14 protein-coding genes and 1 tRNA gene are annotated in these 17110 nt (G+C 70.7%); 7 read left to right on the top strand and 8 right to left on the bottom strand.

The window, feature by feature from the left end; all coding sequences use genetic code 11:
• Window positions 1-12: 12 nt before the first annotated feature.
• On the top strand, window positions 13-5466 hold the full coding sequence (locus tag LB823_RS08020) for a carboxyl transferase domain-containing protein (RefSeq protein ID WP_224646313.1): 5454 nt from the start codon (window positions 13-15) through the stop codon (window positions 5464-5466).
• A gap of 310 nt (window positions 5467-5776) precedes the next feature.
• Here LB823_RS08020 and LB823_RS08015 read toward each other — a convergent pair whose 3' ends face one another.
• On the bottom strand, window positions 5777-6922 hold the full coding sequence (locus LB823_RS08015) for an acyl-CoA dehydrogenase family protein (protein WP_224646311.1): 1146 nt from the start codon (window positions 6920-6922) through the stop codon (window positions 5777-5779).
• 16 nt (window positions 6923-6938) lie between these two features.
• The gene (gene bcp / locus LB823_RS08010) at window positions 6939-7412 is read right to left on the bottom strand and encodes a thioredoxin-dependent thiol peroxidase (protein ID WP_224646309.1); all 474 of its coding nucleotides are present in this window, start codon (window positions 7410-7412) and stop codon (window positions 6939-6941) included.
• An 18-nt stretch (window positions 7413-7430) separates the two neighbouring features.
• On the opposite strand from bcp, the gene LB823_RS08005 reads away from it, so the two are divergent.
• Window positions 7431-7826, top strand: a complete 396-nt coding sequence (locus LB823_RS08005; RefSeq protein ID WP_224646307.1) for a hypothetical protein — start codon at window positions 7431-7433, stop codon at window positions 7824-7826.
• Window positions 7827-7856: 30 nt separating this feature from the next.
• Here the strand turns inward: LB823_RS08005 and LB823_RS08000 are convergent, their stop codons facing one another.
• On the bottom strand, window positions 7857-8720 hold the full coding sequence (locus tag LB823_RS08000; protein ID WP_224646305.1) for a LysR family transcriptional regulator: 864 nt from the start codon (window positions 8718-8720) through the stop codon (window positions 7857-7859).
• Window positions 8721-8844: 124 nt separating this feature from the next.
• Here LB823_RS08000 and LB823_RS07995 point away from each other — a divergent pair, with 124 nt between their 5' ends.
• Entirely contained in the window at window positions 8845-10179 is a 1335-nt protein-coding gene (locus tag LB823_RS07995) for an NAD(P)/FAD-dependent oxidoreductase (protein ID WP_224646303.1), read from the top strand.
• Here the strand turns inward: LB823_RS07995 and LB823_RS07990 are convergent.
• Window positions 10117-11337, bottom strand: a complete 1221-nt coding sequence (locus tag LB823_RS07990; protein WP_224646301.1) for an Ig-like domain-containing protein — start codon at window positions 11335-11337, stop codon at window positions 10117-10119. The two genes, LB823_RS07995 and LB823_RS07990, sit on opposite strands and share 63 nt — an antisense overlap.
• A gap of 99 nt (window positions 11338-11436) precedes the next feature.
• Between LB823_RS07990 and LB823_RS07985 the strand changes: the two genes are divergently transcribed.
• Entirely contained in the window at window positions 11437-11682 is a 246-nt protein-coding gene (locus LB823_RS07985; protein ID WP_224646299.1) for a hypothetical protein, read from the top strand.
• Window positions 11683-11914: 232 nt separating this feature from the next.
• Entirely contained in the window at window positions 11915-12448 is a 534-nt protein-coding gene (locus LB823_RS07980; RefSeq protein ID WP_224646297.1) for a hypothetical protein, read from the top strand.
• 56 nt (window positions 12449-12504) lie between these two features.
• On the opposite strand, the gene LB823_RS07975 is transcribed toward LB823_RS07980, so the two are convergent.
• Window positions 12505-12577 (bottom strand) — tRNA-Lys (locus tag LB823_RS07975).
• 93 nt (window positions 12578-12670) lie between these two features.
• Window positions 12671-13840 (bottom strand): acyl-CoA dehydrogenase family protein, encoded by a 1170-nt coding sequence (locus LB823_RS07970; protein WP_224646295.1) that lies wholly within the window; start codon window positions 13838-13840, stop codon window positions 12671-12673.
• A gap of 70 nt (window positions 13841-13910) precedes the next feature.
• On the opposite strand from LB823_RS07970, the gene LB823_RS07965 reads away from it, so the two are divergent.
• Together LB823_RS07965 and LB823_RS07960 are read left to right on the top strand one after the other, a co-directional pair.
• Window positions 13911-14435, top strand: a complete 525-nt coding sequence (locus tag LB823_RS07965) for a PH domain-containing protein (RefSeq protein ID WP_224646292.1) — start codon at window positions 13911-13913, stop codon at window positions 14433-14435.
• The gene (locus LB823_RS07960; protein ID WP_224646291.1) at window positions 14422-15939 is read left to right on the top strand and encodes a PH domain-containing protein; all 1518 of its coding nucleotides are present in this window, start codon (window positions 14422-14424) and stop codon (window positions 15937-15939) included. The genes LB823_RS07965 and LB823_RS07960 overlap by 14 nt, the downstream gene beginning before the upstream one ends.
• On the opposite strand, the gene LB823_RS07955 is transcribed toward LB823_RS07960, so the two are convergent.
• The gene (locus LB823_RS07955; RefSeq protein ID WP_224646289.1) at window positions 15926-16405 is read right to left on the bottom strand and encodes a nitroreductase family deazaflavin-dependent oxidoreductase; all 480 of its coding nucleotides are present in this window, start codon (window positions 16403-16405) and stop codon (window positions 15926-15928) included. The two genes, LB823_RS07960 and LB823_RS07955, sit on opposite strands and share 14 nt — an antisense overlap.
• Window positions 16406-16445: 40 nt before the next feature.
• The coding region (locus LB823_RS07950) for a S1 family peptidase (protein WP_224646287.1) at window positions 16446-17110 on the bottom strand (665 nt) is incomplete at its 5' end.

Below are 17110 nucleotides of genomic sequence, written 5' to 3'. Positions count from 1 at the left end.
GGGAACAAGCGAGTGTTCAGCCGAATCGCCATCGTGAACCGAGGTGAGGCCGCGATGCGCCTCATCCATGCGGTCCGCGACCTGGCCGCCGAGACCGGGCAGCAGATCGAGACCGTCGCCCTCTACACCGACGTCGACCGCACTGCGACCTTCGTCCGCGAGGCCGACATCGCGTACGACCTGGGGCCTGCCGCTGCGCGGCCGTACCTCAACTACGAGCTGCTCGGCACCGCCCTGCAGGAGACCGGCGCCGACGCGGCGTGGGTCGGCTGGGGCTTCGTCGCCGAGGATCCCGTCTTCGCGGAGAAGTGCGCCGAGGTCGGCGTGACCTTCGTCGGCCCGAGCCCCGAGGCGATGCGGCAGCTCGGCGACAAGATCGGCGCCAAGCTGATCGCCGAGGAGGTCGGCGTCCCCGTCGCGCCGTGGAGCCGCGGCCCCGTCGAGACGCTCGAGGACGCCAAGGCCAAGGCCAAGGACATCGGCTACCCCCTCATGCTCAAGGCCACCGCCGGCGGCGGCGGTCGCGGCATCCGCATGGTCGCCTCGGACGCCGACCTCGAGGACGCCTACCTGCGCACCCGCGACGAGGCCGAGCGCGCCTTCGGCAGCGGCGTCGTCTTCCTCGAGCGCCTGGTCACCGGTGCTCGCCACGTCGAGGTGCAGGTCATCTCCGACGGCGAGACCGCGTGGGCCCTCGGCGTGCGCGACTGCTCCGTGCAGCGCCGCAACCAGAAGGTCATCGAGGAGTCCGCCTCCCCGGTGCTCGGCCCCGAGCAGGTGCAGCGGCTCAAGGAGTCCGCGGAGCGCCTCGCCATCAAGGTCGGCTACCGCGGCGCCGCCACCGTCGAGTTCCTCTACCACCCGGGCGACGACCTGCTCGCCTTCCTCGAGGTGAACACCCGCCTCCAGGTGGAGCACCCGATCACCGAGGTCACCAACGACTTCGACCTGGTCCGCGCGCAGCTGCACGTCGCCTCGGGCGGCAAGCTCGACGGCGAGCGCCCCGTCGAGCGCGGCCACGCCATCGAGGCCCGCCTCAACGCCGAGGATCCGGACCGCGACTTCGCGCCCGCCCCCGGCCGCATCGCGCTGCTGGACCTGCCCGCGGGCCCCGGCATCCGCATCGACACGGGCGTCTCCCAGGGCGACACCATCCCCGCCGACTTCGACTCGATGATCGCCAAGGTCATCGCGTACGGCAGCGACCGCGACCAGGCGCTCGGCCGCCTGCGCCGCGCCATGAACGAGACCCGCGTCATCATCGAGGGCGGCGCCACCAACAAGAGCTTCGTGCTCGACCTGCTGAACCAGCCCGAGGTGATCGACGGCAGCGCCGACACCGGCTGGATCGACCGGGTCCGCGGCGAGGGCCGCCTGGTCGCCGACCGCCACACGTCGGTGGCGCTGGCCTCCGCGGCGATCGACGCCTACGAGGACGAGGAGCGCGCCGAGCTCACCCGCCTGCTCACGACCGCGTCGGGCGGCCGCCCGCAGGTGCAGCACGAGAGCGGCACCCCGCTGGACTTCAAGCTGCGCGGCGCGAGCTACCGCGTCCGCGTCGCCCGCACCGGCGCCCACAACTTCCGGCTCGTCATCGACACCGGCGCGGAGACCCGCACCGCCGACGTCGACCTGGAGCGCTTCGACAACCACACCGGTCAGGCCGTGGTCAACGGCGTCCGGTACCGGCTCACCACCGGCACGCACGGCCCCGTCCACGTGGTCGACGTGGACGGCGTCACCCACCGCGTCAGCCGCGACGAGGGCGGCGTGGTCCGCTCGCCCGCGCCGGCGCTCGTGGTGGCCGTCCCGGTCGCCGTCGGCGACGAGGTGGAGGCCGGCGCGCCGATCCTCGTCCTCGAGTCGATGAAGATGGAGACGGTGCTCCGCTCGCCCTTCTCCGCGCGGCTCAAGGAGTGCGCGGTGACCGTCGGCAGCCAGGTCGAGGCCGGCGCGCCGCTGCTGCGCCTCGAGCCGCTCGGCGACGGCGACGAGGAGGCCGCCGGCACCGCCGCCGGCCCCATCGACCTGCCGGCGGAGCCCGCACAGGTGGGCGCCGTCGAGCGCGCCGCCGCGGGCCGCGACGCCCTGCGCAGCCAGCTGCTGGGCTTCGACGTGGACCCGGCCGACGAGAGCCGCCTGCTCGACGAGTACCTCGTGGACCGCGTCGCCGCGGAGCTCGAGGGCGCCGCTCCGGCGGGCGCCGAGCTCGCGCTGGCCGGCGTCTTCGCCGACCTGGCCGAGCTGGGCCTGCGCCGCTCGGTGGGCGGCGACGACGAGGTGCACAGCCCCCGCGAGCACTTCCACACCTACCTCCGCAGCCTCGACGCGGACCGCGCCGGCCTGCCGGACTCCTACCGCGCCAAGCTCGCCGCGGCCCTGGGGCACTACGGCGTCGCCGAGCTCGACCGCACCGCGGACCTCGAGTCGGCCGTCTTCCGCGTCTTCCTGGCGCAGCAGCGGCCCAAGGTCGGCGTCCGCGCCATCACGGCGCTGCTGCGCAAGTGGCTGCGCGAGCCGGCACCGTCGGTCGAGGAGGGCGGCGACGCGCGCGCCGTGCTCGAGCGGCTCATGGACGCGACGCAGTCGCGCTACCCGGTGATCGCCGATCTCGCCCGCGGCGTGGTCTTCGCCTGGTTCGGTCAGCCGCTGCTGCGCGGCAACCGCGAGGGCGTGTACTCGGCGGTCCGGGCCCACCTGACGCACCTCGATCAGAACCCCACGGCCGCAGACCGTTCCGACCGTGTCGCGGAGATGGTGCGCAGCACCGAGCCGCTGGTCCTGCTCCTGGGCGAGCGCCTGGCGGGGGATCACCCCACCGACAACGCCGTCATGCTCGAGGTCCTCACCCGCCGCTACTACGGCAACAAGGGCCTCACGGAGGTCCGCACGCAGGACGTCGCGGGCACGGAGTGGGTCGTCGCCGAGCGCGACGGTGCCCTGATCGCCTCCGCCGCCGTGGCGTACGACGGGCTCAGCGACGCGGTCGCCGGGCTCGCGCAGGTGGCCGAGGGCGCGGCGTCGGTGGACGCCGACATCTACCTCAGCTGGGAGCAGCAGCCCGAGGATCAGGACGAGATGGTGGCGGCCTTCGACAGCGTGCTGTCGGCGCACCCGCTGCCGGCGCAGGTCCGTCGCGTGACGATCACCGTCGCGGGCAGCGGCGGCGCGGTCATGCACCACCACTTCACCTTCCGCGCGGCGACCAACGGGGTCGTCGAGGATCGCCTGATCCGCGGCCTGCACCCGTACATCGCGCAGCGCATGCAGCTCGAGCGGCTGCGCCGCTTCGACCTGACGCGTCTCACCTCGTCGGACGACGAGGAGGTGTACCTGTACCGCGCGGTGGCCAAGGAGAACCCGGCCGACGACCGCCTGGTCGCCTTCGCCCAGGTCCGCGACCTGGCCGCCGTCCGCGACGGCGAGGGCCGACTGCTGGCCCTGCCGACCGCTGAGATCGCCCTCGCCACGTGCGTGGACTCGATCCGCCGGGCACAGGCCGCCCGCCCCAGCGCGAAGCGGCTGCCCACCAACCGGATCGTCATGTACATCTGGCCGCCGGTGGACCTCAGCGATGCGGAGCTCGAGGCGCTCGCCGGGCACATCGGGTCGACGACGGTCGGCGCGGGTCTCGAGGAGGTGCTGCTCATCGGCCGTCGTCGTGACGCGGCGACGGGTGAGCTGGTCAAGACCGAGGTGCGGGTGTCGTTCAGCCCCACGGGTCGTGCCGACCTGCACATCGGTGAGCCGGTCGAGGACACCGTCGAGCCGATCGACGGCTACCGCCAGAAGGTGCTGCGCGCCGCGAGCCGCAACACCGTCTACCCGTACGAGCTGACCTCCGCGCTGGGCGATTTCGTCGAGTACGAGCTCGCCGAGGGTGACATCGCCGACGTGCTGGTGCCGACGGACCGTCCGAAGGGCCGCAACACCGCGGGCATCGTGGTCGGCGTCATCTCCACGGCGACGGACCTGTACCCGGAGGGCGTCAAGCGCGTTCTGCTGCTGGGCGATCCGACCAAGTCGCTGGGCGCGCTCGCCGAGGCGGAGTGCCGCCGGATCAGCGCGGCGATCGACCTCGCGCACCGGATGGAGCTGCCGATCGAGTGGTACGCGCTCTCCGCGGGTGCCCGCATCTCCATGGACTCGGGCACCGAGAACATGGACTGGGTCGCGGCGGCGCTGAAGAAGATCGTCGAGTTCACCCAGCAGGGCGGCGAGATCAACATCGTCTCCGCCGGCATCAACGTGGGCGCGCAGCCGTACTGGAACGCCGAGGCCACGATGCTCATGCACACCAAGGGCGTGCTGATCATGACGCCGGAGTCGGCGATGGTGCTCACCGGCAAGCAGTCGCTGGACTTCTCCGGCGGCGTCTCGGCGGAGGACAACTTCGGCATCGGCGGCTACGACCGCATCATGGGCCCGAACGGCCAGGCGCAGTACTGGGCGGCGGACCTCATGGGCGCGCACTCGATCCTGATGGAGCACTACGCGCACACCTACATCGCCCCCGGCGAGCAGGCGCCGCGTCGTGCCGCGACCACGGACCCGTCCGATCGCGACATCTCGAGCTACCCGCACGTGCTGGCCGACAGCGACTTCACGACGGTCGGCGACATCTTCTCCGCGGAGAAGAACCCGGACCGTAAGAAGCCCTTCGACATCCGCACCGTGATGCGCGCGCTGTCCGACCAGGACCACGAGGTGCTCGAGCGCTGGGCTGGCATGGCCGACGCCGAGACGGCGGTCGTGCAGGACGTGCACATCGGCGGCATCCCGGTCTGCCTGCTCGGCATCGAGTCGAAGTCGGTCCCGCGCCTGGGCTTCCCGGCGACCGACGGGCCGGACACCTACACCGCCGGCACGCTGTTCCCGCAGTCGTCGAAGAAGGCGGCCCGCGCGATCAACGCGGCGAGCGACAACCGGCCGCTGGTCGTGCTCGCCAACCTCTCGGGCTTCGACGGTTCGCCGGAGTCGCTGCGCAAGCTCCAGCTGGAGTACGGCGCCGAGATCGGCCGCGCGATCGTCAACTTCTCGGGCCCGATCGTGTTCTGCGTGATCTCGCGGTACCACGGCGGTGCGTTCGTGGTGTTCTCGAAGCAGCTGAACCCGAACATGACGGTGCTGGCCATCGAGGGCTCCTTCGCCTCGGTGCTCGGCGGCGCTCCCGCCGCCGCGGTGGTGTTCTCGGGCGAGGTCAACTCCCGCACCGGTAACGACGCGCGGGTCAAGGACCTCGAGGCGCAGGTGGCCGAGGCCACCGGCACCGAGCGCGCCGCGCTGCTCGCCGAGCTCGACGAGGTGCGGGGCTCCGTCCGCGCCGAGAAGCTGGGCGAGGTCGCCTCCGAGTTCGACGGGGTGCACAGCATCCGTCGCGCCGTCGAGGTCGGCTCGGTCGACGAGATCATCGCCGCCGCCGACCTGCGCCCGAAGATCATCTCCGTGATCGAGGCCGCGCAGTAGGACTCACGCACGAAGGGCACCGTCGGGACATCCCGACGGTGCCCCTCGTCGTTCCGGCCGCGTCGACGCCTCCCGCGGGGACTTCGTCCTCGACAGTGGGTTGCAACCCGATGCTCGGTGAAGACTCCCCGCGGGAGCCCGAGGTGCCTCGCACGGCGCTCTCGAATTCTGTCCGCTGTGGACACGCTGTCCGATCCGGACAGAATCCGAGAGTCGTGCGGCCGGAACCCTATGGCGACCGTCGTACCCGCCGAGAAACGACGAACGGCCGGGGCGCGCCCTGCGCACCTCGGCCGTTCGTCGTCGAAAATTACAGCGCCAGGTCGCGCCCGATGATCTCCTTCATGATCTCGGACGAGCCGGCCCAGATGCGGGTGACACGGGCGTCCATCCACGCGCGGGCGGCGCGGTACTCGCGCATGTAGCCGTAGCCGCCGTGCAGCTGCACGCAGGAGTCCAGCACCTTGTTCTGGATCTCGGCGGAGATGTACTTGACCTTCGCGGCGTCGACGGCGGTCAGCGTGCCCTCGGCGTGCGCGAGCACGGCCTGGTCGACGTAGGCCTGCGCCATCTCGATCTGGGTCACCAGGTCGGCCAGCAGGAACTTGTTGTGCTGGAACGAGCCGATCGAGGCGCCGAAGGCCTTGCGCTCGCGGGCGTATTCGATGGTCTCGGCCAGGATCTGCTTGGCGTGCGCCACGTTGCCCACCGCGGAGCCGATGCGCTCCTGGGGCAGCTTCTCCATCATGTGGTAGAAACCGCGGTCCACCTCGCCGATGAGGGCGCTGGCGGGGACCCGCAGGTCCGAGTAGAAGAGCTCCGCGGTGTCGGCCTCGGGCTGACCCACCTTGTCGAGCTTGCGGCCCCGCTCGAAGCCCGGCAGCGAGCAGTCCACGGCGAACAGCGAGATGCCGCGGGCCTTGGCCTCCGGGTTGGTCTTCGCGGCGATCACCGCGACGTCGCAGGTGTAGCCGTTGGTGATGAAGGTCTTGGAACCGTTGAGGATCCAGTCGTCGCCGCTGCGCACCGCCGTGGACTTGATCCCGGCCAGATCGGAACCCGCGGACGGCTCGGTCATGCCGATCGCGGCCACGGCTTCGCCGGCGGCGATGGCGGGCAGCCACTGCTGCTTCGCCTCGTCGGTGCCCAGGCGCACGATGTACGGCGTGGTGATGTCGAAGTCGATGCCGACCGAGCTCGCGAAGGCCATCGAGACCTTGGCCAGCTCCTCCTGCGCGATGGCGTTGAAGCGGTAGTCCTCCGCCTCGCCGCCGCCGTACGACTCCGGGATCTCCAGTCCGAGGACGCCCTGCTCGCCGAGGCCGCGCCACACGTCGCGGGCGATCAGCTTGTCGTCGATGTACTGCTCGGCGTGCGGCAGCACCTGCTTCTGCAGGTAGTCCCGGACCGCCGAGCCGAACTGCAGGTGGTCCTCGGAGTAGATGGTGCGTTCCACGTCGGTGGGTTCCTCTCTAGAGCTTCAGGTCGCGGCGCAACTTGGCGACATGGCCGGTCGCGCGCACGTTGTACTGCGCCACCTCGATGGTGCCGTCCGCGCCGATGACGAACGTCGACCTGATGACGCCCGTCACGGTCTTGCCGTACATCATCTTCTCACCGAAGGCCCCGTATTCGGTAAGCACCTGCTTATCCGGATCGGAGAGGAGCGGAAATGTGATCGAGTCGCGCTCCTGGAACTTCTTGAGCTTCTCCGGCTTGTCGGGGGAGATGCCCAGCACGGTGAGCCCGGCGTCGGCGAAATCGGAGAGGTTGTCGCGGAAATCGCAGGCCTGCTTGGTGCAGCCCGGCGTCATCGCAGCGGGGTAGAAGTAGAGGACAACCCGCTGGCCACGGTAGTCGGCGAGCGAAACAGGCTTGCCGTCCTGGTCCGGCAAAGTGAAAGAAGGTGCATTAACTCCCGGCTCCAGCCGCGCAGATGTAGTCATGCAGTTACCGTATCTGGCATGGCCACACAGGACGACACCTCCGGAGCTACCGGCGCAGCCGGCGGCCGGGGTCGCACGAGGATCCGCAACCTGGCGAGCGCTGCGCTCAACGCCGACGTCACCATCGATCAGGCGACGGCGATGCTCGACGGTCTGGGCACGACCATGGAGAACATGGACCGGACGATGACCGACTTCGATTCGACGCTGGTCCGCATGAACCGCGACCTCGAGGAGTTCGAACGCCTGATGTCGGCGATCGCCGCGACGGTGGCGCGCACCGACGCGGCCATCACCAAGGTCAACGCGCTACTCAGCGCCCCCAACGCCGTGCTCTCGGTCGCGGAGAAGGCGATCGCGGGACCGGTCGACACCGTCGGGGCGCTCGGGCGCAAGCTGCTGCACCGCGACTGACCCGCCCCTCGCGTTCGCCCCTGACGCGCGCTACCGGCGGTATCCGTTCGACAGCCCCACCAGCAGCTCCGCGACCAGCGGGTTCGGGGTGGCGTCGGTGCGTAGCACCGCGGATACGGGGAGCGTGAAGCCCGGCGCCGGCCGGCTCGCGATGCCGGGCTGGCGCGGGTCCTCGTACAGCAGCGTCCACCCCTCGGGGTTGTTGATCAGCTCGAAGGCGACGGGGTGGTCGTCGCGGATCTCGGGGCCGAGCCGCACCTCCAGCCCGTCGGCGGTGAAGACCTTGTCTACCAGCCGGTGCAGCAGCACCTGCTGGTGCGGGGGCGGCAGGAGCAGGGGGTACTGCGCCAGCTCCGTGGTCGACGGTGCCCGGCCGAGGGCCGCGAGGGGATGCCGCGTGGAGAAGGCGATGAGCGGGTTGTCCACCCACAGCGGCTCCAGGTAGAGGCCGGGCTCGTCCAGGCGGCCGCGGATGAGCGCGAGGTCGGCCTCGCCCGACTTCACCGCGGCGATGCGCTGTGCGAAGGGCTTGATGAGGAAGTCGATCTCCGCGCCCGGGTGCCGCTCGCGCACGTCGGCAGCGGCGGCCAGCGCGGATCGGGCGAACGACATGTTCGCCGCGAGCCGGATCCGGTCCGGCCGCGGGCGCACCGCGTCGATCGCCTCGTCCCGCTGCCGGAGCAGTTCGCGGGCGCGGGGGAGCAGGGACTCGCCGGCGTCGGTGAGGCGGACGCGTCGCCCGGCCCGCTCGAAGAGCTCGGCGCCCAGCTCCTTCTCGAGGGTCGCGATCTGGTGGCTCACCGCCGACTGCGAGACGAAGCACTGCTTCGCCGCGCGCGAGAAGCCGCCGTGATCGGCCACCGCGACGAGGTACTCGAGCTGCCGGAATTCCATACCGCCATTGTATGAACAGATGCGATGGGTCGCATCATCAGGACGGCGATCTACCAGGTTGAAGCGTGATCATCCATGCACCAATCTGGTAGTAGACAACGACGTCTTGAAGGAGGAGAAGATCATGCGCAGCACCCACGTCGTGGTGATCGGCTCGGGATTCGGCGGCCTCGCCGCCGCGAAGCAGCTGGCCAAGTCGAATATCGAGACCACCCTCATCTCGGCGAACGGCACCCACCTCTTCCAGCCCCTGCTCTACCAGGTGGCCACGGGCGTCACCGTCGGCGAGCGCATCGCGCCGCCCATCGCGGAGGTGCTGCGCCGGCGCCGCACCGTCGACGTCGTGACCGGCTACGTCACCGAGGTCGACGCCGAGCGCAAGGTGGTCACCTACGCGACCGCCGACGGCATCGAGCAGATCGGCTACACCTACCTCATCGTCGCCGCGGGCGCCGCGCAGGCGTACTTCGGCCACGACGAGTGGGCCGACCGCACCTTCGCCCTGAAGACCCTCGAGGACTCAGAGAACCTCCGGACTCGGCTGCGCGCCGCCTTCGACGCACCCGCCGAGATCGCCGCGCGCACCGTCGTCGTGGTCGGCGCCGGCGCCACGGGCGTCGAGGTCGCGGGCCAGGTCGCCGAGCTCGCGCGCCGCTTCCACGACGACGCGGAGATCCGCATCCACCTGGTCGAGGGCGCCGACGACGTGCTGCCCTTCTACGGCGGCACCCTCTCGGGCTACACCCTCGCCGCGCTGGAGAAGGCGGGCGTCACGGTGCACACCGGCACGTTCGTCACCGCGATCGAGGACGACGTCGTCACCGTCAAGGACAAGGCGGGCGCCGAGCGCGAGATCGCCGCGGGCACCGTGGTCTGGTCGGCGGGCGTCAAGGCCACCCCGCTCGCGGGCGTGATCGCCGAGGCCACCGGCTGCGAGACCGATCGCAACGGCCGCCTCCTCATCAACCGCGATCTCACGGTCGGCGGCCGGGCCGACGTCTTCGCCCTCGGCGACATGACCAACCTGAACGGCCTTCCCGGGCAGAGCCCCGTCGCCATGCAGCAGGGTCGCCACGCCGCGGACATCATCCGTGGGAAGACGGGCCCCGGCACGCACTTCCGCTACCTCGACAAGGGCAGCATGGCGATGATCGACACCCCGCACGCCGTCATCCAGCCGCCGCTCGGGCTGCCCGGCCTCACCGGCATCGTCGCGTGGGCCGGCTGGCTGGCCGTGCACCTGTATTACCTGGCCGGCATGGGCAACCGCGTGGCGGTGCTCCGGGACTGGCTGCGCGCCTTCGTCGGCACCGCCCGGCCCGGCTTCACCGCCACCGCCGCGCTGCCCGACGGTGCGCCGACGGTCACCGTCGGAGCCCCGGAGGCGGGGGAGGAGCTACCCGGCGGACTTGGCGTTGCCGGCGCGCCAGACGGACCACGGCAGGTTCCAGTCGCCTAGCCCGTCGGTGCCCTCCAGCACGGGCCCCGAGGTGTCGGTGACCTTGACGATGTCGCCGCGCTTGGTGTTCTGCAGGAACCAGAGCGCGTTCTCGGTGCTCACGTTGAGGCAGCCGTGGCTCACGTTGGTGGAGCCCTGCTGGTTCACCGACCACGGGGCGCTGTGCAGGTAGATGCCGCTGTAGGACATCTGCACGGCGTAGTCGACCAGCGTGCGGTAGCCGTTGGGGGAGTTCACCGGAACGCCGTAGGTCGACGAGTCCATGATCATGTTCTCGCGGTGATCGCCGATGAGGTAGACGCCGTTCGGGGTCTCGTTGCCGGGGCCGCCCATCGAGGTGGGCATCGTCTTGATGAGCTTGCCGTTCTTCGTGACGCGGACGATCTTGTCCTTGTCGGAGACGGTGGTGATCACCTCGTCGCCCACGGTGAACCGGGTGGAGGCGTCCTTCTGGCCGAAGGTGCCGCCGCCGAGGTCCACGCCGTAGATCTTCACGTCCACGCTGACCTTGGTGCCCGGCTTGAAGTAGCTCTCCGGGCGCCAGCGCACCTCGGACGGACTGATCCAATAGAAGGCGCCCTCGACCGGCGGATCGGTGACGATCTTGATCGCGCGCTGCGCGGCCATCCGGTCAGCGATGCGCTCGTCGAACTTCACACCCACGGTCTGGCCGACGCCCACCGTCGAGTTGTCGGCGGTGGTGAAGTACGCCTGCGCCAGGTTGTTCGGCGACTGCGTGCTGAAGGTCTCGTTCGCGACGTTGACGCCGCCGATGCCGTTGGCCTCGGCCCGCAGCTTGTAGGTCTTGTTGTAGCCCAGCGGCTCGGCGTTGATCCAGGAGCGGCCGTCCTCGGCGAGCTTGCCGGCCACCTCCTTGCCGTCCGCGTTCGTCATCACGACCCTGGTCAGCGTGCCGCCGCTCGCGCTCACCTTCACGGGGACGCCGGGCTGCACGTCGAGCGCGCCGTTGCGCACGCTGGAGGTGATCTGCGGGCGCAGCAGGTCGAAGAAGGGCGTCGAGTCGGTGATCTTCTGGCTCTCGTCCGGCAGCGCCGCGTCGCCGGTCGACGACGTGCATCCGGCGATCAAGGCGGCGGAGACGAGCAGTGCCGTCACCGCCGTCGGGATACGTCGATACACGGCGGGACGGTTGCGCATGGCTCAGCTCCAGAAAGGCTCAGTCGGATTCGGTCCATGGGACCGATTGATCCCGATTCTACCGGGCCCGCGGAGGGCGCTGCCGGTACGGTGCGGGGTGTGAGCGACGACGGTGACCGGCCCGATTCCGGAGCGCAGAACGACGGTGACCGCCCGTCGGGGCCGTGGGGCGACAAGGGCTACAACAAGCTGGCGCTGGGGCTCGCGATCGGCGTGGTCTTCGGCGCGAGCATCGGGACGGCGCTGGGGAATCCGGCGCTGGGCATTGGGATCGGCCTCGCCCTGGGCATCGCCTTCGCCATGGCCTTCGGCTACGGGGCCGGTAAGGATGACGAGGCCGACTGACGCGCCGGCCCCGTCGTCCCGACTTGGGTGAGAGCCTGGGGAGAACGCTGCGGGCGGCAGGTGAGGTGGTTGCTCCCCAGGCTCGTTTGCCAGACTAACTTAGCGTAGGTAAATTTAGAAGATTCAATTCTGCGACCGTGGTCACGGTCTGCTCCGTTCGTCGCGGGTGTGCGCCGCGGGTAGTATTTACTGATGTGAAGACTCTGGGGCTACTGGCGAACCGGCGCGGCCGGTGCTGATCGACACTCCGTGGACGAAGCTCTCCGGAGTCAGCAGTCCCGACATCAGTGCCTGGAAGTGGGTGGTCTTCGTCGCCGCCATGCTCCTGCTCATCGTCCCGACCATGGTGTGGAAGGAGCGGTGGGTCACCACCTGGCGGTGGTGGAAGTCGGTGCTCTTCTTCATCGGATTCTTCTGCATCGGGATTCCGGTGGTCGCTGGCGGCGCCGGCCTGATCGTCGGCGACACCTATGCCAAGGCGGACGCCGACGATGTTGTGGCGCAGGTGCTCTCTGCGAATTCGTCGCCGGTCACGAGGGCGACGCGGGTCCTGGTCGAGCCCTCCGAGAATGTGGCCGGGTCCGTCCTCGACGTTCCCTACAAGGGGGAGCGGCTCGACTATCGGGTCGAGGTCACCGGTGTGGCGCGACTCGGCGGCGCCGTCCGGTGTCGCTCGACGTTGTCCTTGCGTCGCGACGACACGCCGAGGGGGAGGTCCGCGCCGGTCTCCGCTCGGATGACGGGGGACTGCCGGCCGGCTGCGTAGACCTCCAAGCGGACACGAAAAAGCCCCCTCCGAAGTGGAGGGGGCTTTCTCGATTGTGCGCCATCAGGGACTCGAACCCCGAACCCGCTGATTAAGAGTCAGCTGCTCTGCCAATTGAGCTAATGGCGCATGCTCGCTCGCTGCGTGCTGGAATACATTAGCAAGGAGTGCCACGAAACGTGAAATCGGCTGGTCAGGGTCGGTTTCTGGGCTAACGGCGGGTCACTGGAAGGCGTTCTGCCCGGTGAGCTTCTGGCCCAGGATCAGGGTGTGCATCTCGACGGTGCCCTCGTACGTCAGCACGCTCTCCAGGTTGTTCGCGTGCCGGATCACCGGGTACTCGAGCGAGATGCCGTTCGCGCCCAGGATCGTGCGGGCGGTGCGGCAGATGTCGATCGCCTCGCGCACGTTGTTCAGCTTGCCCAGGGACACCTGCTCGGGTCGCAGTGCCCCGGCGTCCTTGAGGCGGCCCAGGTGCACCGCCAGCAGCACGCCCTTCGTGTACTCCAGCGTCATGTCGGCGAGCTTCTGCTGGGTCAGCTGGAAGCCGCCGATCGGCCTGCCGAACTGCTCGCGCTCCACCGAATATCGCTGCGCGCATTCCAGTGCGGTCCGAGCGGCACCCATTGCGCCCCAGACGATGCCGTACCGCGCCTCGCTCAGGCATGACAGCGGGCCGCGCAGGCCGCGGACCTCGGGGAAGGCGGCGGAGTCGGGGACGCGCACACCGTCGAGCACCAGCTCGGCGGTCACCGACGCGCGCAGCGACATCTTGTGCTCGATGGTGTTCGCGGCGAAGCCCGCGGTGTCGGTGGGGACGGCGAAGCCGCGGACGCCCTCGTCGGTCTGCGCCCAGATCACGGCGACGTCGGCGAGGGAGCCGTTGGTGATCCACATCTTCCGGCCGTCGAGGATCCAGTCGCCGCCGTCGCGGCGCGCCCGGGTGCGCATGTTCGCGGGGTCGGAACCGTGGTCCGGCTCGGTCAGCCCGAAGCAGCCGATGAGCTCGCCGGCGGCCATGCCGGGCAGCCAGCGCTGCTTCTCCTCCTCGCTCGCCCACTTCCAGATCGCATACATCGCCAGCGATCCCTGCACGGAGACCATGGAACGCAGGCCCGAGTCGCAGGCCTCCAGCTCGAGGCAGGCCACGCCGTACTCGGTGGCGGTCGTTCCGGCGCAGCCGTATCCGTCGAGGTGCATGCCCAGCAGGCCGAGCGCGCCGAGCTTCCGCATGAGGCCGCGCGGGTCGTCGAGTTCGCCGCGCTCGAACCAGTCGGCGACGTACGGCTCCACCTCGCGGGCGGTCAGCGCGCGGACGGAATCGGCGATCGCGCGCTCCTGGTCGTTGAACAGGCCGGTCAGGCCCGCCAGCTCATCGGGATGTGTGGTCATGGTGCCTCCTCGGCGCCACCCTAGCCGGGCGTGGTGGCAGCGGAGCGGAATGTCGTGCTTAGCTGGGCGCATGACCCTTCCCGGAACCCCCGCCCCCGCGGGCGCCGCAGAGGTGCTCAGGCAGCCCGCGCACCAGGTCTCGCCGCGCGCGAAGACCTGGTGGACGGTCCGCGCCGCGATCCGCTGGGTGATCGTGATCCCGCTGGTCACGGTGGTGCTCGCGGTGATCCCGGACGTGCCCTGGTATGTGGCCGCCGCGGCCTTCCTCGTGCTGGCCGCAGTCGCAGCGGCGCACCTGATCGTGATGCCGCGCTTCCGCTACGCGTTCCACCGCTGGGAGATCAACGCGGTGGCGGTGTACTCGCAGGCGGGCTGGCTCACCCGGACCCGCGTCCTCATCCCGATCTCGCGCGTGCAGGTGATCGACACCGTCGCCGGGCCGCTGGAGCGCTCCTTCGGGCTGTCGACGGTCACCGTCACCACCGCCTCGTCGGCGGGCACGGTGCGCATCTCTGGCCTACCCACGGAGACCGCGCAGGCCATCGCCGCCGGGCTGACCGTGAGCGCCGCGGAGGACACCGATGACGCGACCTGACCAGGTGATCGCACCGGCCGTCGACGACGGCTGGAACCGGCTCTCGCCGTGGGGCATCGGCACCCGCGTGATCAAGGCGGTCCCGTCCCTCATCCCCGCCCTCATCGGCGTCTTCTTCCTCGGCCGCGCCGCCGGCCCGGTGTTCTTCGTGATCGCCGGCGTCGCCATCAGCGTGCTGGTCGGCCTGCTGCCCTGGCTCACCACTCGCTGGCGGGTCACCGACGATCAGTTGGAGCTGCGGCACGGCCTGGTGCGCAAGGTCTCCGCGACCGCCCGCCGCGACCGGATCCGCAGCGTCGACGTCACCGCCGGACCCATCGAGCGCGCGCTGAAGCTGCGCAAGGTGGTGGTCGGTACCGGCGTCGGCGGTAAGGAGTCCGCGCTCGTCCTCGATCCGATCCCCGCCGAGGTCGCGGAGCAGCTCGGGCGGGACCTCCTGCGCCGCACCGCGGCACCGTCGGCCACGGAGACGCCCGGCGAGGACGGGGCAGTGGTGGCGCCCCAGCCGAACGCTCCCGAGGAGGAGCTCGCCCGCCTGCGGCCGGAGTGGATCCGGTTCGCCCCGTTCTCGCTGACGGGCTTCGCCGTCGTCGCGGCGGGCGCCGGCATCGGCTTCCGCATCGTCGACGAGGCGGGCCTGCGCGAGCGCGGCTCCGAGCTCGCCGAGTCCTGGTTGGCGAGGATCCTCGACCTCGGTGCGGCCGTGGTGATCCCGGCCGCCGTGGTGCTCGTGATCATGGTGTCGATCCTGGTCTCGGTGCTGGCCTACGTGCTCGCCTTCTGGGGCTTCCGCCTGGTCCGCCGGGCCGACGGTGCGCTGCACACCAGCCGCGGCCTGATCTCGACGGTGGCGGCGACGATCGAGCGCAAGCGGGTGCGCGGCGTGCAGCTGCACGAGCCCGTCCTCATGCGTCTGCCGGGCGGCGCGAAGTTGCGCGCGATCGCCACGGGCACGGATCGCAATCCCACGCTGCTGCCGCCCGCGCCGCGCGCCGAGGCCGTGCAGGTGGCCGACGAGATCCTGGGGCGCCCCGGTGTCATCGAGACGCGTCTGGAGGCGCACGGGCCGGTGGCCCTGCGTCGCCGCTACACCCGCGCGGTGCTGGGCGCGTTCGTGCCGATCGTCGTGCTGGTGGCGCTCGGCGTCGTCGCGCCCGGCGCGTGGAAGGCGCTGCCCCTCGCCGGGGCGGTCCTCGTGGCGATCCTGTCGGTGGCGCTCGCGCGCCTGCGCTACGCCAACCTCGGCACCGTCATCACCGGCGACGCCGTGGTCCTCGGTGCGGGCACCGTCGCACGCACGCGCACCGCGCTCGAGTTCGACGGGGTGACCGGGTTCGTCACCCGGGAGACGTTCTTCCAGCGGCGCGCGGGCGTCGCGACCCTGACCGTCGCCACCGCGGCCGGTGCGTTCGGCGCCGTCGACGTGACGCCCGAGCGCGCGGCGCAGGTCGCGCGCACCGTCCACCCCGAGATCGTGACCGGCTTCCTCGTCAGCGAGGCGTGAGCCGGAACAGCTTGATCGTCCGGCCGCCGGCCCACTCGATGTAGTCGTCGTAGGCGGGCCAGACGGCGACGATGCTGGGCCACAGGCGCTTCCGGTCCGACTCGGAGACACGGCGCGCCCGCACCGGGATGCGGCGCGTGCCCAGGAGCACCTCGGCGTCCGGCGTCGCCTCCAGGTTGAACGACCACGCGGGGTGGTGCTTCTGCCCGAAGTTGGAGGCGATCACCACGAAGTCCTCGCCGTCGCGCACGTACAGCAGCGGGACCGCGCGCGCGACGCCGCTGCGCCGCCCCACCGTGGTCAACGTGAGCTGGGGGAGCAGCGCCTCGGGGATGAGGTGCACCGAGCCGCGACTGATCCGGGTCACCGCCTTGTCGAGCGGGACGGTGGCCCGGACCATGCGGGACACCGCACGGTGTCGCCCGAGCTGCAGGAAACGCGACTTGAGGTCGTCCACGACGGTCATGGCGGCAGTGTAGTGAACGCGGCCCGCCACCGGGCCCCGATCAGTTGGTCGCGAGTCGCGCGCCGCCCGCCGCGCGGAGCGCCGCGTTCAGCGAGTAGTACTGCGTGAGTCGCTGCGTGACCTTGCCGGAGTCGCGGTCGGTCAGCGTGACGGCGTCGGTGATGATGCCGATCGCGGCGTTGTCCGACGTCCGGATGAGCGGCCCGCCGCTGTCGCCCTGCGTGGTCACGATGTCGGCGACGACCCAGTCACCCAGGACCTTCGTCACCTTGCCGCAACGGCGACCGTTCACCGAGCCCAGCTGGCACACCGGGTCCCCGACGCGCGCCGTGCCCACCGACCGCGGTGCCATTCCGGGCGCCGACGCGAGGAGCTTCACCTGCGGATCGGTCAGCCGGAACGTCGCCCAGTCGGGCCCGAACGGGTCGACGGGGGAGTAGTGCCCGGGACGGTTCGGGTCCTCCTTGACCTCGGGGGACTTCGACTGCACGACCTCGCCGACGATCCACTTCTTCACGCCGACCGGCTGCTGCGGCGCGCCGCAGTGCCCCGCGGTCACGCCGAGCCGCTCGCCGTCCGGCGCGGTCACCGCGAACCCCATGGTGCACTGCAGCGACTCGAACCGGCCGCCGCCCAGGGAGCGCTGCAGGATGTCGATGCGATCACCCGGTGCGACCGACTTCGGGGCGGGGGTCTGCGTGGGGG

The sequence above is a fragment of the Tsukamurella sp. M9C genome (assembly GCF_020169415.1).
Lineage (GTDB): Bacteria > Actinomycetota > Actinomycetes > Mycobacteriales > Mycobacteriaceae > Tsukamurella.
This window is presented reverse-complemented; position numbering and strand designations above follow the sequence as displayed.